The organism is Nocardia exalbida NBRC 100660, from assembly GCF_000308575.1.
In the GTDB taxonomy this organism is placed as follows: domain Bacteria; phylum Actinomycetota; class Actinomycetes; order Mycobacteriales; family Mycobacteriaceae; genus Nocardia; species Nocardia exalbida.
The window spans coordinates 20,478-41,913 of record NZ_BAFZ01000119.1 but is presented as its reverse complement, the minus strand read 5'-3'; the positions used below and the strand labels follow the sequence as shown (position 1 = coordinate 41,913).

Below are 21,436 nucleotides of genomic sequence, written 5' to 3'. Positions count from 1 at the left end.
GCGGCTACCGTCGGCAGGGTGTTGTTCTCGGATGTCGTCCTGGCCTCGGAGACCGTGCGCGCGACCAGGTCACGCAAGACGAAGATCGCCACGCTGGCCGGGCTGCTGACCTCGGCCGCCGCCGACGAGCTGGCGCCCGTCGTCGCCTGGGCGTCCGGCGAGCTACCGCAGGGACGGATCGGCACGGGGTGGCGCACGCTCACCACGCTCGACAGCCCTCCGGCGCCGGTCGCGACGCTGACCGTCGCGGCGGTGCACGCCGCGCTGAGCGAGCTGGCCGGTACCTCCGGCGCCGGGTCCGCCGCCCGGCGCAAGGAGCTGCTCGGGGCGCTGTGGTCCGCGGCTACGGCGGATGAGCAGAGTTTCCTGGTGCGCCTGCTCACCGGGGAACTGCGCCAAGGAGCGCTCACCGCCGTGGTCGCCGAAGCGGTGGCCGTCGCCGCGGGCGTGCCGCCCGATCTGGTGCGCCGGGCGTACATGCTGTCGGGCCGATTGCCGGTCACCGCCGTCGCGGCGCTGACCGGCGGCGTTGCCGCGCTCGCGGAGTTCCGGCTCGAAGTCGGCCGCCCGATCCAGCCCATGCTCGCCTCGCCCGGTGCGACGCTGGACGAGGCGCTGATCGAGTTCGAGGGCGAGGTGAGCGTCGAGCACAAGCTGGACGGCGCCCGCATCCAGGTGCACCGGGACGGCGACCGGGTCCGCATCTTCACCAGGACGCTGCGCGATATCACCGCGGGCGTGCCCGAACTGGTCGAGCTGGTCGCCGGGCTGGACTGCACGAGCGTCGTCCTGGACGGGGAGACGCTGGCGCTCACCGACGCGGGCCGGCCACGCCCGTTCCAGGAGACCATGAGCCGCTTCGCCGAGGTGAGCTCCACGCGGGAGTTGCTGCTGCATCCATACTTCTTCGACTGCCTGCACCTGGACGGCCGGGATCTGCTCGACGCTCCGCTGTCGGAGCGGCGCGCCGCGCTGACGAAGGTGGCGGCCGCGCACACCATTCCCGCGTTGCTGCGGCCGGATGCCGAAGCGGCGGCCGAATATTTCGACGGCGCGCTGGCGGCGGGCCACGAGGGCGTCATGATCAAGTCGCTGACCGCGCCGTACGCGGCGGGCAGGCGGGGCAGGGCCTGGCAGAAGATCAAGCCGACGCACACCCTCGACTTGGTCGTGCTCGGCGCGGAATGGGGCTACGGCCGTCGCACGGGCTACCTGTCGAACCTGCATCTCGGCGCGCGCGACCCGGACAGCGGCGAGCCGGTCATGGTGGGCAAGACCTTCAAGGGGCTCACCGACGCGCTGTTGCAATGGCAGACCACCGAATTCCCCCGCCACGAGCGCTCGCGCGATCAGCACACCGTGTATCTGTGGCCGCGACTGGTTGTGGAGATCGCTTTGGACGGCGTGCAGGTCAGTCCGCGCTATCCCGGCGGGGTGGCGTTGCGTTTCGCTCGGGTGGTGCGCTATCGCCCCGACAAAGAACCCGCCGACGCGGACACCATCGACACCGTCCGCGCGCTACTGCCGTGACCGCCACCGCGATGTGAAGCGCGCTTGCTCCCGCGCCGGGTGCGTGTCGGGCGTGCGCGGCGAATCCAGCCACTGTAAGTAGGGGCAGCGCAAGGTTCCGGATGGCCGCCACACTGCAATGGTCCGGCCGGTTCGTACCTCCGGACAAGGAATCGGCGGGCGGGTGGGACGATGCGAATTGTGCGGTGCGGACGTTATGTCCGGCTGGTAGCGGCGTTGCTGGGCGCCTTGGCGGTGAGTACGGTCGGCACGCCCGCGCAGGCGAATCCGATCGAGCAGTTCCTCACGCCTTCACGTGAATACTCCGGGATCCTGCCCACGCCGCTGGGCGACCCGTTCTACACCCCGCCGCCGGAATTCGAGAACACACCGCCGGGAACGGTTCTCGCGTCCCGTCCGGGCGGCACCGGCCTGACCGCGTTCCCGTTGCACTCGACCGAACTGCTGATCCGGTCCACCGATTCCAAGGATCGCCCGGTCCCCGTGGTCGCGACGTTGCTCGTGCCGCGGACACCGTGGACCGGGACGGGGCCGCGACCGGTGCTGTCGCTCAATCACGCGATCGACTCGCTCGGGCATCGGTGCGCACCGTCCTACGAGCTCAAGAACCCGTTGTGGGCGGAGATGTGGGCCGCCCAGATTCCATTGTCCAAGGGATACGCCGTGCTCGTGCCCGACCATCAGGGCCCGCGGCAGGCGTACGGGGCGGGACTGATGGCCGGGCACGCGGTGCTCGACTCGATCCGGGCCGCGGTGCGGACGCCGGAGCTCGGATTGCGACCGGACGCTCCGACGCTGGTCACCGGATACTCCGGCGGCGCCATCGCCAGCGGATGGGCCGCCCAGCTGGCCCCGGCGTACGCGCCCGAGCTCAATCTGGTCGGTGCGGCGTTCGGCGGTGTTCCCGCCGACTTCGGCATGCTGCTGTCCACCATGAACGGCCGCAACGCCGCGTCCGGAGTCTTCTTGGCCGCGACGCTCGGATTGGCGCGGGAGTATCCCGAGCTGCTGGGCCTGATGAACGACGACGGCTGGCGACTGGCCCAGATCGGCAAGGACATGTGCATGACCGGGGAGGAGTTCGGCGGTGCCGTGGCGCCGATTCCGGTGCAGGCGCTCACCCATGCCGCCGCGCCCACCGAGCTGCCGATGGTCAGGGAGATCCTGGCCGCAAATCGGCTGGGCGCGAGCGCGCCGACGGTGCCGGTGTTCCTCTATCACGCGACGCACGACCCGTGGGTGCCGCTGGCCGGGGCGGAGAAGTTGTACTCGGACTGGTGCGGAGCCGGGACACCGGTGGACTTCCAGGTCTATCTCGGCGAACACTTCCTGGTCGGCCTCAGCGGCATCCCCGGCGCGAACTCGTGGATCGATGATCGGTTCGCAGGCCGTCCCGTCGCCGCGCGGTGCACTCGATCCGGCTGAGCAGGGCGAAGCAGACTAGTCCATGCCGGTCGGCGGAACTTTCGGTGACCGACCTGGCTCCGCCATCCGGGGGTGCAGCACACTGGAGGCGTGACCGTCGAATTACTGGTTCTCCTGATCGTCATCGTCACGGCGCTCGCATTCGATTTCACGAACGGCTTCCACGACACCGCCAACGCGATGGCGACCTCGATCGCCACCGGTGCGCTGCGGCCGCGGGTGGCGGTCGCGCTCTCGGCGGTGCTGAACCTGGTCGGCGCGTTCCTGTCGGTGGCCGTCGCCGCCACCGTGGCGAAGGGCATCGTGCGCCTCGATGCCGTCGGCGGCCAGGACCTGATCGTCATCGTGTTCGCCGGTTTGGTCGGCGGGATCCTGTGGAACCTGCTCACCTGGCTTTTCGGCCTGCCGTCGAGTTCGTCGCACGCGCTGTTCGGCGGTCTGATCGGGGCGACGCTGGCCGCGCTGGGCTGGAGCGGGGTGATCTGGGCGTCCGGATCGGACGGCGTGATCACCAAGATCATTCTTCCCGCCGTGCTCGCGCCCATCGTCGCCGCGCTGGTCTCGGCGATCGGCACCTGGCTGGTGTACCGGATCACCCGCAGCGCCGACGAAGGGAAGGTCACCGAGGGCTTCCGGTGGGGGCAGATCGGCTCCGCCTCGCTGGTCTCGCTGGCGCACGGCACGAACGACGCGCAGAAGACGATGGGCGTGATCTTCCTGGCGCTCGTCGCGCACGGGACGCTCACCAAGGATGACGACCTGCCGCTCTGGGTGATGGCCGCGTGCGCCGTGGCCATCGCGGCGGGCACTTACCTCGGCGGCTGGCGGATCATCCGGACGCTGGGCAAGGGCCTGGTCGAGATCGACTCGCCGCAGGGCCTCGCGGCGGAATCCGCCTCGGCCGCGATCATCTTGACCTCGGCCCATTTCGGGTTGCCGCTGTCCACCACGCAGACGGCCACCGGCGCGATCCTCGGCACCGGTCTGGGTAAGGGCGCCGAGGTGCGCTGGGCCGTGATGGGGCGGATGGTGGTCGCATGGTTGCTCACGCTGCCGCTGGCCGCGGTCGCGGGAGCGATCTGCTGGGCCATCGCCCACGTCATCGGCGGGCTGGCCGGCGTGCTCGTGGTCTTCGGCATCCTGATCGGCCTGTCGACGCTGATGTACCTGCGGTCGCGGCGTGATCCGGTGCACACCGGCAACGTCAACGAGTGGCCGGGCGACGGGAACGATCCGCCCACCGCCGCGCCGCCCACCGCCGCGCCGACCGCCGCGCCGGCGGACAAGAACCGTTCGGCCCAGGTGTAGGAGGACCAGGCGTGCACACTCTCGTCACGAATCTGAACTCGCTGTGGAAAGTCGTCGCGGCCGGCCTGGTGCTCGGCGCGGGCCTGCCGATGATCTTCGCGATCGGCGTGCGGTTCTGGTCGACGACCGTGACGACCGACGCCGGAACGGGTGCGGTGCGGCGCAATTACCCCGCCCTCGCGGTCGCGGTGGCGTGCTTCGTACTGGTTGTCGTGGCGATCGTCAGCGGCATCCTGTACACGGCGAAAGCGTTCATCGCCGCCAGATTCGGCATCCATTTGTTCGGGCAGGCGTGAGGAGTGCCAGCGTGACCGATCCAGTGAAACCAGCTCCGCTCCGGCCGAAGCTGCTCGGCAAAGTCGTGGGCTGGCTGCGCGCGGGGTATCCGCAGGGCGTCCCGCAGGCGGATTATGTGGCCCTGTTCGCCGTGCTGCACCGGCACCTCACCGACTACGAGGTGGTCGCGATCGCCGAGGAGCTGGTCTCTTCGAATCCGGACAGCACGATCACCCACGCCGAGATCGAGCAGGCCATCGCCCGGTTCGCCATGGAGCAACCGGCCGAAGGCGACGTAGCTCGCGTCGCCTCCCATCTGGCCGCGGGCGGCTGGCCGCTGGCCGATCCGCCCGCCGATTCCGACTGACCGAGCCGCCGCCGATGCCCCCCTTCCTGCACGCGATCATCGGCTGGCTGCGGGTCGGATACCCGGACGGCGTGCCGGAGTCCGACTACATCCCGCTGCTCGCGCTGCTGCGCCGTCGCCTGTCCGACGAAGAGGTGGCCCGGATCGCCGCCGAGCTGACCGGCTTCGGCGGGGCGGACATCGACCAGGCCGACATCCAGGTGATGATCACCAAGATCACCAACGACATGCCGTCCGAAGCCGACGTGGCCCGGGTGCGCGCCCGGGTCGAGGCCAATGCCTGGCCGGATCCGGACGTCGACTGAGTCACGGCTGATCGCGCGGGCCGCTGAGATAGGGCAGTCGGCGTACGCCCGCCGCGACCTCGTAGGCGAGATCCTCGTAGCCGAGCGCGAGTTCGGCGAGGCGCTCCCAGGCATCGTGCACGGCCCATTCCGGGGCGCCGGAGAGGATCTCGTAGGCGCAGGCGGAGAACTGGGCGAGCCGGTCGACCACCATGCCCACGGTTTCGGTGTGCATGTGCGCGCCGCCGTGTGGCAGCGGCGCCTCGGTGGCGACCCAGCGGTCGATCGCGAGGACGAGGCGGGCGCGGTGCCCGTCGATGTCGTTCGTCCCGCCCACGCCACGGCGCAGGCGGCGTTGATGTAATCCCGCGAGTAAGTGGGCCGATTCCAGGATCGGATGTGCGCGGCGGGGCGCGGTGCGGCAGGCCTGCAGGATGAGCTCTTTGGTCGGCAGTGGTTCCACTGCGGTAACCCCCTGGATCGAATGGTCGCGGCGGGCGTCACGCGAGACGCGAAGGATCATCGACGATGCCGCCCGCCCGGACGCGGCAATCGGTACCGCTTGCGCAACGGCCCGGTGTCCCACGGCGATTCGAGGACCACGAGACCGACGGCCTCGAGCGGCGTGAGCCCGATGCGGCGCACCAGCTCCTCCGTCAGCGCCACCATCTCCGCCGCTTGGATAGCCGCAGTCGCCTGCTCGGTGGACACCATCCGGCCACGCAGATAAGACACCACCCACGCGTCGTCACTGACCCGCCGCGCCTGATGCGGCGTCTGATCACTCACGATCCACATCCGGTCGACGACATGCACCGACATCAGAACCCCCTTCATCCCCGCCGAGCGGGCTGTTCCACCAGCCCCGCTGTGATGCGCAACACAAGCAGGGTAGGTGCGGGAGGGCTGACAAGTCAACTTGACCAGTCAATTTGACAAACTTGCCCCGCTGTGGATGCGGGTACGGTCATCTGCACGAACAGCCGGAAGGACTCCTCGGACGATGGCACCACTTTCGCCCACGGTCGCGCGCTGGGAGCTCATGCTCCGAATCAAACGCCGCCGCACCGAGTTCGACGTGTCCGCCTCCGTCATCGCCAAGGAACTGGGCTTCACGCTGTCGTACTGGTCGAAGGTGGAGAAAGAACGCGTCCTGGCCGAGGACAAACTGCGGAATCTGATGAGCCTGCTCGAATTCGACCCGGCGGAACGCGAGGAGATGTTGCGGCTGCGCGACATCGCGAAGCAGCGCGGGTGGTGGTCGGAGTACGCGGGGTTGCTGTCGGACGAGGTGATACGCCTCTATGGATTGGAGCACGGGGCAGAGAGCGTCCGCACCTATGAAAGTGTGCTGATTCCTGGCTTGTTGCAAACGCGCGAGTACGCCCATGCACTCTTCACCAACGACCTCGCCCGCGTCCGACGGGTTGAGATCGATCGGTGGGTCGAAGTCCGCATGCGCCGACAGGAAAGGTTGACCGGTCCCGATCCGCTGAGCCTCGTAGCCGTGATCGGCGAAGCCGCGGTCGCTCAGCGCACGGGTGGCGTCGACGTGCTCCGAGGGCAACTTTGCCATCTGGCGTCGCTCATCGAGCGTTACCCGGAAACTGTGGACATAAGGATAATCCCGTTCGATGCGCCGGGTGGAGTGCTGCTCGGCGGTGCGACATTTCATGTGCTCGGCTTCGAGAGCGCACTGCTGCCGGATATCGCGTGGAGCGAGACTCTCGTCCAGGTCGGGTTGATCGAGGATGCCGAGCCCGTGCGGCATCTCAACACCATGTTCGACAGCGCGCTAGCCGAGCACGCCATGTCCAGGACTGATTCGCTCGCCTTGATCGAGGCCAAAGCGGGTGGCTTGTAAGCTCGTGATTGTGGATAGGTCGAATTTCGCTGTGCCGGGCTGGTTCAAGTCGTCCTACTCCAGCGATAGTCAGGCTTGCGTAGAGGTGTGCTTCGACGGCAGCCGAGTCCTGGTCAGAGACAGCAAGTTCCGGGGACCATCGGATGCATCGCCCACCTTGGCGTTCACCTCGACCCAGTGGGCGGCGTTCACCACGGCGCTCCGCGCCGAACTCGCCTGACACATCTCCCAGCCGACTCTCAGCTTCACGACACCGAGCACTCAGCTCCACCGGCAAGAGTGTCCCCGTCGATGCGAAGCGCTCCATCGACAGCTCCACCGGTGGGCAACTGCCCTGCCCGCCAACCGGACCGGCCGACGGCGCGCAAACCCTCGCACGCGCCGCCGGCCGTTTCCTTGCCGCGCGGCAAAACAGAAGTCAGTCTCCGGGGGTGCTGGAGCCGGCGAGGAGGTGGAGGAAGTGTTCGACTTCCGATTGGACGGCTGCGCGGGCGGGGGTGAGGTACTTGCGTGGGTCGGAGAGGTCGGGGGCGTTCGTGAGGTGATCGCGGATGGCGGATGTCATCCGGATGTTGAGGCGGGTGGCGATGTTGATCTTCGTCATGCCGTTTTCTACGGCGGCGCGCAGGCCGTGATCGGGGACGCCGGAGGAGCCGTGCAGCACCAAGGGGACGGGGACCTTCGCGGCCAGGTGGGCGATCAGGTCGTTGTCGAGTTCGGCGGTGCGCGTGTGCATGGCATGTGCGGAGCCGACGGCGACCGCGAGTGCGTCGACGCCGGTGGCGCGCACGAACTCCACCGCCTCGTCGGGATCGGTGCGCGCGCCGGGCGCGTGGGCGCCGTCCTTGCCGCCGATCGCACCGAGTTCGGCTTCGATGTGCACGCCGCGCTCGTGGCACCACGCGGTGATCGCGGTGGTGGCGGCGACGTTGTCGGCGTAGTCGAGGGCCGAGCCGTCGTACATGACCGAGCGGATGCCGAGACCGACCGCGGTATGGATCAGTTCGGCGGTGGTGGCATGGTCGAGATGGACCGCGATCGCGGCGTCGCTGTCGGCGGCGATGCGCAGGCAGGCGAGGGCGAGCGGGGCGATGCCACGGTGATAGAGCGCGGTGTTCTCCGACAGTTGCATAACCACCGGCCGTTTCGCCGATTCCGCGGCGGCCGCGATCGCCTCGGCGTGCTCGAGGGTGATCACGTTGAACGCGCCGAGTCCGCCGGGACGGGCCGCGGCGATCAGCTCGGGTATCGAGGTCAGCGGCATATAGCGGGCTTTCGCGAGACCACTGACCGCGGCGGTACCTGCGCGGTCGGACCGCTCGTAATCGGCTTGCCGCAGGCTGTGGTATGCCGTGGCGGCTCGCAGGGCCGGTGGCCGGCCGGATCGGTGGGCTGGGCGGTCACGAGGCAGCCTCCTGCGGTGCTGGTAGATCCAGTTCTCGAATCCGGACGGTCGGGGTGAGACGGGTGCGCAGACCGCGGTCGATCTCGCCGGCCACCGGGACGACCACGGCGGCCGCCGAGGTCGCGACCGCGTCGGAGAGCAGGGCGGGCCAGTCGGTGCGCGATGCGGACGAGAGGGCGGCGATCACGGCCGCCACCGCGGCATCGCCCGCGCCGGTGGGATTTCCGGCGAGCGGTTCGGCGAGCGCCGCCGACCACGCGCCGTCGGCGGTCACGGCGGTGATCCCCTCGGGGCCGCAGGTCGCGATCACGGCGCGCACGCCGTGCGCGATCAGCGGCTGCACAGCGCTGACGATGTCGTCGGCGGTCGTCGGCTCCGTACCGGTGAGACGTTGGAGTTCGCTCTCGTTCGGGGTGAGCACGATGCCGGGCACCTGCGCGGCCAAGCGCAGCGCCTCGCCGTCGACGTCGCAGATGGTGGGCACGTCGGCCGCGATGGCGGTGCGGGCGATCTCGGCGGGCAGCGAGGGGTCGATGCCGCCCGGCAGCGACCCGGAGATGACCAACCCGGCGATATCGGGTAGCAGGCCCGCCACCCGGACCGCCAACTGCTCCGCGGCGTGCGGATTGGAGACCCGGGCGCCCGGCTCCCACAGCGCGGTGGCGGTACCGTCCTCGGACTCGCTGATCACCACCGTGCGGCGCACCCAGGGCAGCGCGTGCACGAAGTCGACCGGCAACTCCAGTTCGGCGGCCGCCGCGAAGGCGTGATCGGAGAACCCGGTGGCCCTGGCGTATTTGCCGAGCTGATTCAGCACGCGGGTCACGTTGATGCCCTTGCCGCCGATGCGTTGTTCCACCGACCGGACCCGGTGGGCCTGCCCGCGTTCGAAACGTTCGACGCGATAGGTCATGTCGTACGCGGGATTCATTGTCACGGTGAGGATCACCTCAACCACTGTCCACGTCTGAGCACCCTGCGCAAGTGGAGATTGTCACTGACTGTCAATATGTCGGCGAATTGGCCGGGCCGCAGGTCACCGACGTCGGCGAGCCCGAGCGCGGCGGCCGGAACCGAGGTGGCCGCGAGTACCGCGTCCCGCAGCGGGACACCCGATTCGCGCACGGCGCGCGCGAGGCATTCCAGCAGGGTGCTCACGCCGCCCGCGATGGATCCGCCCGCGACGCGCGCCACCCCGTCTCGCACCGTCACCGGCTGCGGGCCGAGCTGGTATTCGCCGTCACCGAGGCCCGCGGCCTGCATGGCATCGGTGACCAGCGCGACGCGTCCCGGCGCGGTCGCGAACACCAGCGCGGCGAAACCCGGGTCCACGTGCACGCCGTCGCCGATCAATTCCACGATGGCGTCCCCGGCCGCCGCGGCCACCAGTGCCGCGGCGACCGGGCCGGGGTGACGGTGGTGCAGCGGCGGCATGCCGTTCGCCAGATGGGTCACCACGCTCGCCGATCCATTCGGCCGCAGAGCATTCCGGAAGGACGCGTAGTCGGTGTCGCTGTGGCCGAGTGCGATCACCACGCCGCTGTCGGCCAGGCGCCGTGCGACGGCCGCGTAACCGGGGCGCTCCGGCGCGAGGGTCATCGCGCGCAGGTGCCCGCCGCCCGCCGTCAGCAGCCGGTCGGTCAGTCCCGGATCGGGGTCGCACAGGAATCGCGGGTCCTGGGCTCCGCAGCGCGCCTCGGACAGGAACGGCCCCTCGACGTGGACACCGCCGAGCACGCCTTCCTCGGCGAGTTCGCGCAGGGCGGCGGTCTGCGCCACCATCTCCTCGGCAGGACCGGTGACCACGCTCGCCACCACCGTGGTCGAGCCGCGCGCATGGTGCGATTGCGCCGCCGTCCGTGCCTGCGCGCCGTCCACGGTGTCGAACCGATACCCGAATCCACCGTGGTTGTGAATATCCACAAGCCCCGGCAGGACGGTGCCGGAAAATGGCGGCTCAGGTAAATCGCGATGCGCCGCGCGCCACTGCGCGAACGACCGCACCGCCTCGATCCGGTCCCCGGAGATCATCACCACGCCGTCGTCCAGCGCGACGCTCGCCGAGACGATGCGGCCCCGGATCATCAGCTCTGTCATGTCGGTCCTCCTCGGCCCGCGATTCGGATGGCGTCCGCCGGGAGGGAGCAGTCGGCGGAGTTCGCGCGTGGTGGCGGTTTCCGCCGTACGTGACGGTCGGCGAGTCGCGCCGCGGATGCAGCCGTCTCGCGGCGGCGGGTCGCCGGATGAACGATTGCGCCGCCCGGATTCGGATGTGAGGAGTTTTCGCCATCTCGTCGACCGTCGTAAGCACGGACCGGACGTGGACGGAGATCACGTCCGGCATCGGCCCGGCCGCCTCGGCGACGCGATCGACCAGGAATGGGGTTGTGGGATTCGCCGGTGGCGGGCTTTCGGTGTGGCGTCATGTCAATGCTCCGCGTCGCGCGAAGAGGGCGGCGCCCGCGAGGCCCGCGCGAGCGCCGAACTCGCCGAGTACCACGCGTGGGGCGGGGACCAAGCGGAGCCGGTCGGACAGCGCCCGGTGCAGGGGTTCGGTGAGCGCCGCGCCGGCTCCGGCGACCCCGCCGCCGAGAACGATCAGTTCGGGGCAAGCCGCGTGCACGATGCCGACCAGCCCGTCGGCGAGCGCGTCGACCGCGTCCTCGACCACGGCGGCCGCGTCGGGATCGGTGGACATCAGCGCGAAGACCTGCGCCGCGCCACCGATCTCGCGCCCGGTGCGCCGGGTGTAGGCCCGCGCGATGGCCGCGCCCGAGGCGACGGTCTCGACGCAGCCGGTGTTGCCGCACGGGCAGGGCAATCCGCCCACGCGCCGCACCGGCACGTGCCCGTACTCGCCGACCTGCCCGTAAGCGCTGCGCACCAGCCGTCCGCCGACCGACAGCGTCCCGGAGATGCCGGTGCCGAGAACGACGACGCACACGTTCTCGTAACCCCGCCCGGCGCCGTAGCGCCATTCCGCCCAACCGGCCACGGCCACATCGTGTTCGATGAGTGTCGGCACGCCCCAGCGCTCGGCGAAGCGGTCGCCCACGTGCACGTCCCGCCAGCCGACATTGCTGCTGAACACCGCCACCGATCGGGCCGTGTCCACGATGCCGGGCAGCACGACAGCCGCCCGGCGCACCCGGCGGCGGTCGGCTTCCGGCAGTTCGGACAGCAACCGCTCGCCCAACTCGCCCATCGCGTCGAAGGCAGCCGGACCGTGCGGCGTGGCGACCGTGCCCACCGCCAGTGCCGTGCCCCCGGCATCGGTGACCTCGCCCTTGATGGTTGTGCCGCCGACGTCCAATCCGAGGACGAGCGCGTCGTCGGGCAGGACAGCCGCAGTGCCCAGCACAGCGGTGGCCTGCGCGGCCGCGCCCTGACATGGGGCCGGCTGTGGCCCAGCGGCCTGGTCGAACCGCATCGCACGGGCGCCCTCGACCGTGTCCTCCAGCTCGGCGCGCCCGCACCGGTCGTCGGTGCACGCGCGGTCCGTCCCCGCGCCGCGCGGTCCGGAGATGGACTCGCCCGCCGACGTCCGCGGCTGATCGGTACCCATTCTCGGCACAGTAGTTCGTGCCGCCTCCCGCGCCGGTGCACACGCGGCCTGCAACGACGTCGTGCCATGGTGCTGGGACGCGGTTCCCGTTCCCGGGTCGGTGCTTCGAAGCGATTTCTGTGCGGATGCGGGCGCGGCGTGGGGTGGCACGCCGACGACGAGGTGCGCGGCGGTGCGCACGGGCGCGAGCGGCTGGAGCATGGCGACGACGGCCCCCACGGTCCGCGGCGAGGATCGGCGGGCCCGGTTTCGCAAGGATGTGTCCGACACCCGCGCGACGAATGGGACCCGGCCGACGTTCACCGCTCGCCCTCGATCATGACTTCAGGACCACCGAGCGATTCAGGCCGCGTGGGTGGTCGGGGTCGAGTCCGAGGTCGGCGGAGCGCAGGAGACAGAGCCGGTGTACTCGGACCAGGTCCGCCATCGGGTCGATGTCGCGGTGTTCCAGATGGGCGCCGGTGGCGGTGACGTCGGCGGCGAAGCCGGGCTCCAGCGCTCCGAAGGCCCAGACCGCGCGGCCGGGCGCGGAGATGGCGATCGGGCCGTGGCGGTACTCGGTCGCCGGATACGCCTCCGTCCAGGACTGGCAGGATTCGCGCAGCTTGAGCGCCGCCTCGTCGGCGATGGCCGCCGCGAATCCCATGCCGACGAAGCTGATCTGCTCGGCGCCGCGCACCCCGGCCAGCGATTCGGCGGGATCCTCGGCGAGCACCGCCCGAGCTCGGGCGATCACCGGAGCCAGATCCTCGCCCAGGTGGCTGCGCAGGATGGCGAGGGCGGTCGTCGCGAAACGCGTCTGCACCACCGACCGCTCATCGACCTGGTCGATCAGGATCGGGTCGCCCAGTTCGAGGACGGGTGTGCCGGGACTGGAGCAGATCACCGCGCGGGGGATGTGCGCCGGGATCTCCCGCATGGCGCGCACCACCTCGGTGGTCGTGCCGGAACGGCAGATCACCAGGTAGCGGTCGTAGTCGCGAGCGCGGACCGCGCTGGCGGGCCAGGCGTCGGTGACGCCGGCGCCCGACCCCTCCCGTAATTCCGCGATCGCACGTGACATGAAATATGAAGTGCCGCAACCGATCACCGCGACGCGCTCGCCCGGCCTCGGCAGCGCGGCGTGATGATCGGCGGCGATGGTCGCGGCGTGCGTCCAGTCGTCCGGCTGGGTGGCCACCTCGGTGGCCAGATGCGGCTGCGGCGTGCGGGCAGGCGTAGGCACCAGAACAGCCTCATCCTTGTGATCGTTTATGTCAAATTTACGATCAAATCGGTCACATATGATCACGATCCGGGTTAGATTGACGTGCACGGACCGTGCGTCCTCCCATCATCGGCGCCTGGGCTGGCGCCGGGTGGGTAAATCTGAAAGGTTCTGCTCGTGAAAAGACCATTTCGTCGCGTGCTTGCCGGAGTCGCGATGGTCACCGGCGTCGCGCTGACCCTCTCGTCCTGCGGGTTCGGTGCCAAAGATGCCGCGGACTCCGCCACCACGATCAATTTCCTCGCCCCCTCCTACAGCGACGGCGCCACCGGCACCAAGGCGCTGTGGGACGGCATCATCGCCGAATTCCAGAAGCAGAACCCTGGCGTCACCGTCAACTTGCAGATGGAGTCGTGGAACTCGATCAACGACGTGGTGCGCACCAAGCTCCAGTCGCCGTCGACCACTCCGGACCTGCTCAACATCGACGCCTACGCCAGCTTCGCCGGCGACGGCCTGCTCTACCCGGCCGCCGACATCGTCTCCGCGCCGGTGCTGGCCGACATCCAACCGGCTTTCGCCCAGAACGCGGCACTCAACGGCACGCAGTACGCGCTGCCGCTGTTCGCCTCCACCCGCACCCTGTTCTACAACGCCGAATTGTTCGAAAAGGCGGGCATCGCCCGGCCGCCGAAAACCTGGGCCGAGCTGACCGACGCGGCGAAGAAGATCCAGGCGCTCGGCGGCGGCGTCTCCGGGTACGGGCTTCCGCTGGGCAGCGAGGAGGCGCAGGGCGAGACGTCCATCTGGACCTTCGGCGCGGGTGGCTCCTGGGCCGACGGCGACCGGATCACCGTGGACACCCCCGTGAACCTGGAGGGCGTGCGGGCCATGCGTGACCTCATCGATGCCGGTGCGACCCAGCCGAATCCGGGCGCGACCGACCGCAAGGACGTGATCAACGCCTTCATCCAGGGCAAGATCGGCATGATCGAGGCGCTGCCGCCCACGATCGGCCAGATCCTCGCGAAGAACCCCGGCCTGCGCTACGCGACCGCGCCCTCGCCGACCAAGACCGGCACGCCGGTGACGCTGGGGGTGGCCGATCACCTGATGGCGTTCAAGAAGGACGGCGCCAAGGCCGAGTCGATCAAGAAGTTTCTCGACTTCTTCTACTCGGCCGCGGTGTACGCGGACTTCGTCAAGCACGAGGGTTTCATCCCGATCACCCACAGCGCCGCGACCGCGCTCGCCGAAGACCCGGTGACCAAGGCGTTCGCCGCCACGCTCCCGGTGGCGCGGTTCTATCCGAGCAACAACCCGAAATGGGCCGCGGCGCAAGGCGCCATCCGTCAGCAGATGGGCACCATCGGGCAGGGCGCGGACCCGGCTCAGGTCCTGCGCCGGATCCAGGAAGCCGCGAACTGACGTGCGGCGCAGAGGAATAGCGGCGGCGTTGCCGTGGATCGGGCCTTCGCTGGTCCTGATCGCGGCCGTCGTCGCCTTCCCCGCCTGCTACATGGTGTGGACCAGCACCAGGGACCTCAACGCCTACGGCCAGGACCGCGGCAACGCCGGACTGGCCAACTACCGGACCCTGTTCGGGATCTCCGAACTCGGCTCGGTGCTGGCTCACACGGTGGTCTGGGTGGTCGGCGTCGTGCTGATCACCCTGGTGCTGTCCGCGGCGCTGGCCCAGTTCCTGAACAAGGATTTCCCCGGACGCACCGCGGTGCGGATGGCGATCCTGGTGCCGTGGGCGGCGTCGGTGGTGATGACGACGACGATCTTCTACTACATGCTCGACCCGGACGTCGGCATCGCGAACCGGTTCCTGGTCGACATCGGGCTGCTCGACCGCGGTTACGGTTTCACCAAGCAGCCGACGCAGGCGTTCATGGTGGCGATGGGCGTGGCGGTGTTCGTCTCCGTGCCGTTCACGACCTACACGATTCTGGCCGGACTCCAGTCGATCCCGGCGGAGATCGACGAGGCGGGGCGGGTCGACGGCGCGGGCGCGTGGCAGCGCTACCGCTACCTCACCCTGCCGCAGCTGCGTCCGGCGATCGCGGTGGCGACCATCATCAACATCATCAACGTGTTCAACTCGCTGCCGATCCTGCAAGTGATCACCGGCAGCATCGCCGGGTTCTCGGCGGACACCACCACGACGCTCACCTTCAAGCTGATCCGGCAGAACCAGCAGATCGACACCGCCGCGGCGATGAGCGTGCTGAACTTCGCGCTGATCATCGCCGTCATCGCGATCTACGTCCGGCTGGTCCGCCCGACCCGGGAGATCGACCGATGACCGCGCGGGCCGAGGCCATCGAGCAGGCAGGCCCGGCGGACACCCGCGCCGGACGACGCCGCTGGGAGCTCACCGCGGTCGGGGCGATACTCGCCGTGGTGTTCCTGCTGCCATTCGTCGTGATGGTGCTCGGTTCACTGAAGAGCAGAGCCGAGATCCTGCGCATCCCGCCGACGTATCTGCCGCAGTCCTGGCATCCGGACAACTACGCGACGATGTGGGACACCCCCGAGACGCCGTTGCCGTTCAACCTGGTCAGCACGATCATCATCGCGGTCTGCGCCACCGCGCTGGTGCTGGCCGTGGCGATACCGGCGGGGTACTACACGGCGCGGCACCGTTTTCCGGGGCGCGCGGTGTTTCTCGGCGTGGTGCTGGTGACCCAGATGTTGCAGCCGACGGTGCTGGTCACCGGGTTGATCCGGGAGTTCTTCGCGCTCGGCATCAACGACACCTGGCTGGCGATGATCCTGGTGAACGCGGCGTTCAACCTGTCGTTCGCGGTGTGGATCCTGCACAGTTTCTTCGCCGCGATCCCGGTGGAGATCGAGGAGGCCGCGATGCTCGACGGACTCGGCCGCGCGCAGACGCTGCTGCGGGTGAGCCTGCCGCTGGTCTGGCCCGGCGTCGTCACGGCGACGATCTTCGTGGTGGTGGCGTGCTGGAACGAATTCGCCGCCAGCCTGGTCGTGCTGACCACGCCGGAGAACCAGCCGCTGTCGGTGGCGCTGACCAAGTTCGTCGGCCAGTACGACACCGCCTGGCAGTACGTGTTCGCGATCTCCACCGTCGGCATCATTCCGGTGGTGCTGCTGTTCGCGCTCATCGAGAAGCGTCTGGTTGCGGGACTGACCGCGGGCGGCGTGAAATAGCATGCGAGCGCAGGACCGCCCGGACGACGGAATCGCCACGGCACCAGCGCTCGACGCGCTGGGGGAAGGTAACCGCGCGGTAGCATCTAACGGTGACACGGCGGGATCACGGACCCAAGGACGGTCGCAGCTACGGCGGGCTGTCCAAGGAACAGCGGGTTGCCCAACGGCAGACCCGCCTGATCGACGCCGCCCTCGAACTATTCGGCACCCAGGGTTACGCGGCCACCTCGATCGAACGGCTCTGCGCCCTGGCGAACGTCTCCACGCGCAGTTTCTACGAGGACATGGGCAGCAGGGAGGCTCTGCTCATCGCCTTGGCGAATCGCATCACCTCCCGCGCGCTGGAATACGCGCTCGCCGCCCTTGCGGCGACCGAGAACGAGCCCTTGCCCGTACGCGTGGTGGCGAGTTTCCGGGCGTACCTGGGCGTCACGTGTGCCGATGCCCGGTGCGCGCGAGTGTGTTATGTCGAGGTGGTCGGCGTGAGCGCCGCGGTGGAGGAGTGGCGCAGGCAGCAGCGTCACTTGCTGTCGGCGTTGCTGATCAGCGAGGCCGAGCGCGCCGTCGGCCGGGGCGAGACCGGCCCGCGGCGTTTCGATCTCTTCGCGCTGGCCGTGATCGGCGCGGTCACCTCGCTCGCCCAGGAGTTGGTGCAGGGTACGGAGCCGGGGGCGACGGTGAGCCTGGACGAGATCTGCGCGGAGATCGCCTACTTCGTGAATTCCGGTCTCTCCGGCACGCGGGTCGATCCGCCGACGGAAGACGGGGCCGGACGGATTCCCCTCGCGCGGCAGGAGCGGTCCACAGTCGAGGCCGATGTGTCCTGAGCCTGTCCGCCTCGGTCGTGGGGGATCGCTCCGAGCGGCACGCGCGTGTGGTCATATTGTTCGCGTGCTCGCCGAAACAGCAGGTTTCCCGCGCGACGGGGGCGGTGTGAGATGACCGGACCGACGGATCGTCCGCAACGGTGGAATCGGTTGCTGGAGCTGCTCGCCGAATCCGGGCGGCTCTCGGTGGAGGAGGCCGCCGATCGGCTCGGCGTATCCGCCGCGACGGTGCGCCGGGACTTCACCGCGCTCGCCGAACAACAGCTGGCCACCAGGACGCACGGCGGCGTGGTGGCGACCACGGTGGCCTACGACCTGCCCGCGCGGTACCGGCAGAGTGCGGGCGAGGCCAAGCAGCGCATCGCCGAACACGCGGCGTCCCTGGTCGATCCGCACGCGGTGGTGGGGATGAACGGCGGCACCACCACCACGGCGGTGGCCAGGGCGCTGGCCGGGCGCACGGATCTCGGGTCGGCCGGGGACGAGCGGCTGACCCTCGTGACCAACGCGCTGAACATCGCGGGGGAGATGGTGCTGCGGCCGCACATGCGCACGATCGTCCTCGGCGGGGTGGCCCGGCGGGAGTCCTACGAATTGCACGGGCCGCTGGCCGAACGGGCGCTGGCCGAATTGCGGCTCGACGAACTCGTGCTCGGCGTGAACGCGATCTCCGTCGCGGGTGGCGCCCAGTGCAGGCATATCGACGAGGCCGGGGTGACCACCGAGATGGTGCGGCGTTCCGGCCGGGTGATGGTGGTGGCCACCGGCGAAAAGCTCGAGCGCACCGCGCTGGCCCGCATCTGCGGCATCGAGCAGGTGCAGGTGCTGGTCACCGACACCGACGCGAATCCGGCGGCGGTGGAGACGATCCGCGCGGCGGGCGTGCGGGTCGACGTGGTGTAGGCGGATCTAGTTCGCGGTGGCCGGCGCCTGCGGCCGCGGAACCGCGGCGGCGGGGCGGATGCCGCGCCGCCAGACCAGGAACCCCCAGGCCACGAAGCCCGCGTAGACCAGATACAGGGCGGCCGACGGGTAGTAGCCCGCCCGCACCAGCAGCGGAATGCCGACCAGGTCCACCGCGATCCAGATCAACCAGAATTCGGCCAGCCCCCGGGCCATGCCGTAGGTGGCAAGCACCGAGCCGGTGAAGATCCACGCCTCGGCCCACGGGCCGTACGAATCCAGCCACGCGAAGAGCTGCGCGAACACCACCGTGCCCGCGAGCATCGCCGCTACAAGAGCGACCCGCTCGCGCCCGCCCGCCCAGCGCGGGTCGACGCCGCGGTGCTCCAGCCCGGTCTCGCGCGCCGCGTGCCGGTGCCAGCTCCACCAGCCGTAGACGCTGACCGCGACGAACATCAGCTGACGTCCGGCCTGCCCGGCCATATTCAATTGCTGCGGGGTGTGGAAAACCCCGCCCACGAACACGGTGAACAGCAGCGCGTTCCCGGCGATGCCGACCGGCCAGGCCCACACGCGCCGCCGCATGCCACCGATCGCGGAGGCCAAGCCGAAGCCGTTGCCGATCACTTCGCGCCAGAGGATCTCCGAGCCCGCGATGTGCAGCTTGGCGTCGAGCAGCGTGGGGATCGGGTTCACCTGTCGTGTAACCCGCGGCGGAGCGTATCTCATCCGATCGGCTCGCCCCGATTCGAAATCCCCCCGCCGCGCTCGGTGCGGACCGTAACGATTGCGCAATCCGGCGACGCGATTCGCAATGTCCGTGCAATGAGGTGCTCTTATCGTGGCCGTCATGAGCACGGAGAGCGGCACCGCCGGGGGGACCGGAATTCATCTCAGCGGATTGACCAAGACCTTCCGGGTCGGGCGGAAAACCGTGCAGGCGTTGGCGAGCGTCGATCTGCACACCGAGCAGGGCACGTTCCTGTCGCTGCTCGGCCCGTCCGGCTGCGGCAAGTCGACTGTGCTGCGGATTCTCGCGGGCCTGGAGGCGCCGACCGCGGGCACGGCGCTGATCGATGGCATGACGCCCGCGCAACTGCGCGGCAGGCACGGGCTCGGCATCGCGTTCCAGGATTCGGCGCTGCTGCCGTGGCGGTCGGTGGCCTCGAATATCGCGCTGCCGTTGCAGGTCGCGGGGATCAAGCCGGAGCAGGGGCAGATCGATGACCTGATCCGCCTGGTCGGACTGGACGGCTTCGAGAAGGCCAAGCCCGCGCAGCTGTCGGGCGGTATGCGCCAGCGCGTCTCGATCGCGCGGGCGCTGGTGGTGAAGCCGACCGTGCTGCTGCTGGACGAACCGTTCGGGGCGCTCGACGACATGACCAGGCAGCGGCTCAATCTGGAGTTGCTGCGGATCTGGACCGAGAAACCCGCGACGACGCTGATGGTCACCCACGGCATCGCGGAGGCGGTGTTCCTGTCCGATGTGGTGGCCGTGCTGAGCCCGCGGCCGGGGCGGGTGCTGGAGCTGGTCGAGATCGATCTGCCGCGCCCCCGGCTGCCGGAGATGATGCGAACACCGGAGTTCCACAAGCTGCACGACTATCTGTCGGAGCTGCTGTTCGGGAAGTCGGGAAAGGGAGGAGTCGCGTGAACGCACCGCAACCGCTCGCGCGCCGCATCCGTCGAACGGGTGGTGCGGCATGAAGCGCTTCGCAGGCGTGCTCGGCGTACTCGGGCTGGTCGCGGTGTGGTGGGCTCTCGCGGCGTTCGAGGTCGCGGGCGGCACCATACCCAGCCCCTGGCAGGTGCTGCACACCATGTACACCGACGGGTGGGACCTGTACGGCCCCAATTTCCGGATCACCGCGCTCGGCGCGCTGCAGGGATTCGTCTGGGGCAACGGCCTGGCCATCGCGCTGGCCGTCCTGATCGTGCTGGTCCCGCCGATCGAGTCGCTGGCCACCCAGCTGGCGATCCTGAGCTACTGCACGCCGCTGCTCGCGCTGGGCCCGATCATCCTGGTGGTCTTCGGCGGACGCACCCCGACGGTGTTCCTCGCCGCGATGTACTGCTTCTTCACCACGATGGTCGGCACCGTCGCCGGGTTGCGCTCGGCCGACCGGACCAGCCTGGACCTGGTGCGCGCCTACGGTGGCGGGCGCTGGCAGCAGCTGTACCGGGTGCAGGCGATCTCGGCGCTGCCGAGCACGTTCGCGGCGTTGAAGATCGCCGCGCCGTCGGCCGTGCTCGGCGCGATCATCGGCGAGTACCTCGGCGGCGTGGACAGCGGAATCGGGGTGGCGCTGACCGCGGCGCAGACCTCCTACAACGTGCCACGCACCTGGGGCATGGCGCTGGCCGCCGCGGCGCTGGCCGGACTCGGCTACGCGCTGGTGGCGCTGGCCGCCCGGCTGGCCGCGCCCTGGACCGGGCGGGAGGCGCGATGAACCTCCTGCGACGGATCGGGATCTTCCTGTTCCCGCTGGGCACCTCGCTGTTGCTGATGCTGGCGATCTGGTACGTCTTCCTCAGGGCGTTCCCGCAGGTCGGTCCGCGGGTCGGCAAGACACCCGGCGATATCTGGACCTACTTGGTGACGGCGCCCAACGCCACCACCGCGCGGCAGGCGATCCTGGACGACTTGCAGATCACGTTGCGCGACGCGGCCATCGGGTTCGGTGCGGGGATGCTCGCCGCGCTGGTGGTCGCGGCGCTGTTCGTGTCGTTCGCCGCGGTGGAGCAGACCTTCCTCCCGGTGGCGATGCTGCTGCGCTCCGTGCCGCTGGTGGCGCTCACGCCGATCATCGTGCTGGTGTTCGGCCGTGGCCTGGCCGGGGTCGCGGTGCTCGCCGCGATCGTGGTGTTCTTCCCCGCCTTGGTCATGATCACGGCGGGGTTGCGCGCCGCGCCGCGGCAGGCGCTGGAGCTGGTGGCCGCGTACGGCGGTTCCCGCTGGACCGGGTTGCGCATGGTGGCCGTGCCCGCGGCGCTGCCTTCGGTGTTCGCCGCGGCGCGGATCTCGGTGCCGGGCGCGCTGATCGGCGCGTTGCTGGGGGAGTGGCTCGGCAGCGGCACCGGTCTTGGCGCCAGCCTGATCCGGGCGATCCCGACGTTCCAGTACAGCAAGTTGTGGGCCTCGATCGTCATCGTCACGCTGGTCTCGGTGGTGCTCTACGCGATCGTCGGCGTCGTCGAGAACCTCGTGCTCGCGCGGTTCGGACCGGAAGCGGGACGACTCTGACCGAACGACCCCGCCCCGGCGAAGTACAGGCGAATTCTCGCTCGG

General features: G+C 69.6%; 24 protein-coding genes. 16 read left to right on the top strand and 8 right to left on the bottom strand.

Features of this window, described 5'->3' with window-relative positions:
* Window positions 1-18 precede the first annotated feature (18 nt).
* The 6 genes from ON29_RS26795 to ON29_RS26770 all read left to right on the top strand — a co-directional run bounded on the left by ON29_RS26795 (window position 19) and on the right by ON29_RS26770 (window position 5,211).
* Complete coding sequence (locus ON29_RS26795; RefSeq protein ID WP_040870569.1) at window positions 19-1,530, top strand: ATP-dependent DNA ligase; 1,512 nt, start codon at window positions 19-21, stop codon at window positions 1,528-1,530.
* Window positions 1,531-1,701: 171 nt separating this feature from the next.
* Window positions 1,702-2,955 (top strand): lipase family protein, encoded by a 1,254-nt coding sequence (locus ON29_RS26790; RefSeq protein WP_040870568.1) that lies wholly within the window; start codon window positions 1,702-1,704, stop codon window positions 2,953-2,955.
* Between the two features lie 90 nt (window positions 2,956-3,045).
* Complete coding sequence (locus ON29_RS26785) at window positions 3,046-4,263, top strand: inorganic phosphate transporter (RefSeq protein WP_040870860.1); 1,218 nt, start codon at window positions 3,046-3,048, stop codon at window positions 4,261-4,263.
* Window positions 4,264-4,274: 11 nt separating this feature from the next.
* A complete protein-coding gene (locus tag ON29_RS26780) occupies window positions 4,275-4,559 on the top strand; it encodes a hypothetical protein (protein WP_040870567.1) in 285 nt (94 codons plus the stop codon).
* An 11-nt stretch (window positions 4,560-4,570) separates the two neighbouring features.
* Window positions 4,571-4,906 (top strand): DUF3349 domain-containing protein, encoded by a 336-nt coding sequence (locus ON29_RS26775; protein WP_040870565.1) that lies wholly within the window; start codon window positions 4,571-4,573, stop codon window positions 4,904-4,906.
* Window positions 4,907-4,920: 14 nt separating this feature from the next.
* The gene (locus ON29_RS26770) at window positions 4,921-5,211 is read left to right on the top strand and encodes a DUF3349 domain-containing protein (RefSeq protein ID WP_040870563.1); all 291 of its coding nucleotides are present in this window, start codon (window positions 4,921-4,923) and stop codon (window positions 5,209-5,211) included.
* A gap of 1 nt (window position 5,212) precedes the next feature.
* On the opposite strand, the gene ON29_RS26765 is transcribed toward ON29_RS26770, so the two are convergent.
* Entirely contained in the window at window positions 5,213-5,653 is a 441-nt protein-coding gene (locus tag ON29_RS26765) for a DUF4254 domain-containing protein (RefSeq protein WP_040870562.1), read from the bottom strand.
* A gap of 56 nt (window positions 5,654-5,709) precedes the next feature.
* A complete protein-coding gene (locus ON29_RS26760; RefSeq protein WP_040870859.1) occupies window positions 5,710-6,012 on the bottom strand; it encodes a hypothetical protein in 303 nt (100 codons plus the stop codon).
* Window positions 6,013-6,193: 181 nt separating this feature from the next.
* Between ON29_RS26760 and ON29_RS26755 the strand changes: the two genes are divergently transcribed.
* A complete protein-coding gene (locus tag ON29_RS26755) occupies window positions 6,194-7,054 on the top strand; it encodes a helix-turn-helix domain-containing protein (protein ID WP_040870561.1) in 861 nt (286 codons plus the stop codon).
* Between the two features lie 10 nt (window positions 7,055-7,064).
* Entirely contained in the window at window positions 7,065-7,274 is a 210-nt protein-coding gene (locus ON29_RS26750) for a DUF397 domain-containing protein (RefSeq protein ID WP_245549121.1), read from the top strand.
* A gap of 198 nt (window positions 7,275-7,472) precedes the next feature.
* Here ON29_RS26750 and ON29_RS26745 read toward each other — a convergent pair whose 3' ends face one another.
* From ON29_RS26745 to ON29_RS26725, 5 genes are all read right to left on the bottom strand, one after another.
* Window positions 7,473-8,318 (bottom strand): class II fructose-bisphosphate aldolase, encoded by an 846-nt coding sequence (locus ON29_RS26745; RefSeq protein ID WP_040870559.1) that lies wholly within the window; start codon window positions 8,316-8,318, stop codon window positions 7,473-7,475.
* Window positions 8,319-8,454: 136 nt separating this feature from the next.
* Window positions 8,455-9,396, bottom strand: coding sequence for a hexose kinase (locus ON29_RS26740; protein WP_281032570.1), 942 nt, complete (start codon window positions 9,394-9,396; stop codon window positions 8,455-8,457).
* Window positions 9,397-9,404: 8 nt separating this feature from the next.
* Window positions 9,405-10,556 carry an N-acetylglucosamine-6-phosphate deacetylase gene (locus ON29_RS26735; RefSeq protein ID WP_040870557.1) on the bottom strand — a complete coding sequence of 384 codons (1,152 nt, stop codon included), beginning with the start codon at window positions 10,554-10,556 and terminating at the stop codon, window positions 9,405-9,407.
* 325 nt (window positions 10,557-10,881) lie between these two features.
* On the bottom strand, window positions 10,882-12,024 hold the full coding sequence (locus tag ON29_RS26730; protein ID WP_245549120.1) for an ROK family protein: 1,143 nt from the start codon (window positions 12,022-12,024) through the stop codon (window positions 10,882-10,884).
* Window positions 12,025-12,340: 316 nt separating this feature from the next.
* Complete coding sequence (locus tag ON29_RS26725; RefSeq protein ID WP_245549119.1) at window positions 12,341-13,249, bottom strand: SIS domain-containing protein; 909 nt, start codon at window positions 13,247-13,249, stop codon at window positions 12,341-12,343.
* Window positions 13,250-13,408: 159 nt separating this feature from the next.
* On the opposite strand from ON29_RS26725, the gene ON29_RS26720 reads away from it, so the two are divergent.
* The 5 genes from ON29_RS26720 (at window position 13,409) to ON29_RS26700 (ending at window position 18,147) form a co-directional block, all read left to right on the top strand.
* Window positions 13,409-14,659 (top strand): extracellular solute-binding protein, encoded by a 1,251-nt coding sequence (locus tag ON29_RS26720; protein WP_040870554.1) that lies wholly within the window; start codon window positions 13,409-13,411, stop codon window positions 14,657-14,659.
* A gap of 1 nt (window position 14,660) precedes the next feature.
* Window positions 14,661-15,542: a carbohydrate ABC transporter permease gene (locus tag ON29_RS26715; RefSeq protein WP_040870553.1), complete on the top strand. Its 882-nt coding sequence runs from the start codon at window positions 14,661-14,663 to the stop codon at window positions 15,540-15,542.
* Entirely contained in the window at window positions 15,539-16,414 is an 876-nt protein-coding gene (locus ON29_RS26710; RefSeq protein WP_083864086.1) for a carbohydrate ABC transporter permease, read from the top strand. Before ON29_RS26715 ends, ON29_RS26710 begins: the two co-directional genes overlap by 4 nt.
* A 92-nt stretch (window positions 16,415-16,506) precedes the next feature.
* A complete protein-coding gene (locus tag ON29_RS26705; protein WP_083864085.1) occupies window positions 16,507-17,244 on the top strand; it encodes a TetR/AcrR family transcriptional regulator in 738 nt (245 codons plus the stop codon).
* Between the two features lie 111 nt (window positions 17,245-17,355).
* Entirely contained in the window at window positions 17,356-18,147 is a 792-nt protein-coding gene (locus tag ON29_RS26700; RefSeq protein ID WP_040870550.1) for a DeoR/GlpR family DNA-binding transcription regulator, read from the top strand.
* A gap of 6 nt (window positions 18,148-18,153) precedes the next feature.
* Here the strand turns inward: ON29_RS26700 and pnuC are convergent, their stop codons facing one another.
* A complete protein-coding gene (gene pnuC, locus ON29_RS26695) occupies window positions 18,154-18,876 on the bottom strand; it encodes a nicotinamide riboside transporter PnuC (RefSeq protein ID WP_051175620.1) in 723 nt (240 codons plus the stop codon).
* A gap of 121 nt (window positions 18,877-18,997) precedes the next feature.
* Between pnuC and ON29_RS26690 the strand changes: the two genes are divergently transcribed.
* Genes ON29_RS26690 through ON29_RS26680 form a run of 3 tightly spaced genes read left to right on the top strand, consistent with a single transcriptional unit; the run spans window position 18,998 to window position 21,391 of the window.
* Window positions 18,998-19,801, top strand: coding sequence for an ABC transporter ATP-binding protein (locus ON29_RS26690; protein WP_040870849.1), 804 nt, complete (start codon window positions 18,998-19,000; stop codon window positions 19,799-19,801).
* A 49-nt stretch (window positions 19,802-19,850) separates the two neighbouring features.
* Window positions 19,851-20,597: an ABC transporter permease gene (locus ON29_RS26685; RefSeq protein WP_040870547.1), complete on the top strand. Its 747-nt coding sequence runs from the start codon at window positions 19,851-19,853 to the stop codon at window positions 20,595-20,597.
* Window positions 20,594-21,391: an ABC transporter permease gene (locus tag ON29_RS26680; protein WP_040870546.1), complete on the top strand. Its 798-nt coding sequence runs from the start codon at window positions 20,594-20,596 to the stop codon at window positions 21,389-21,391. Before ON29_RS26685 ends, ON29_RS26680 begins: the two co-directional genes overlap by 4 nt.
* Window positions 21,392-21,436 lie beyond the last annotated feature (45 nt).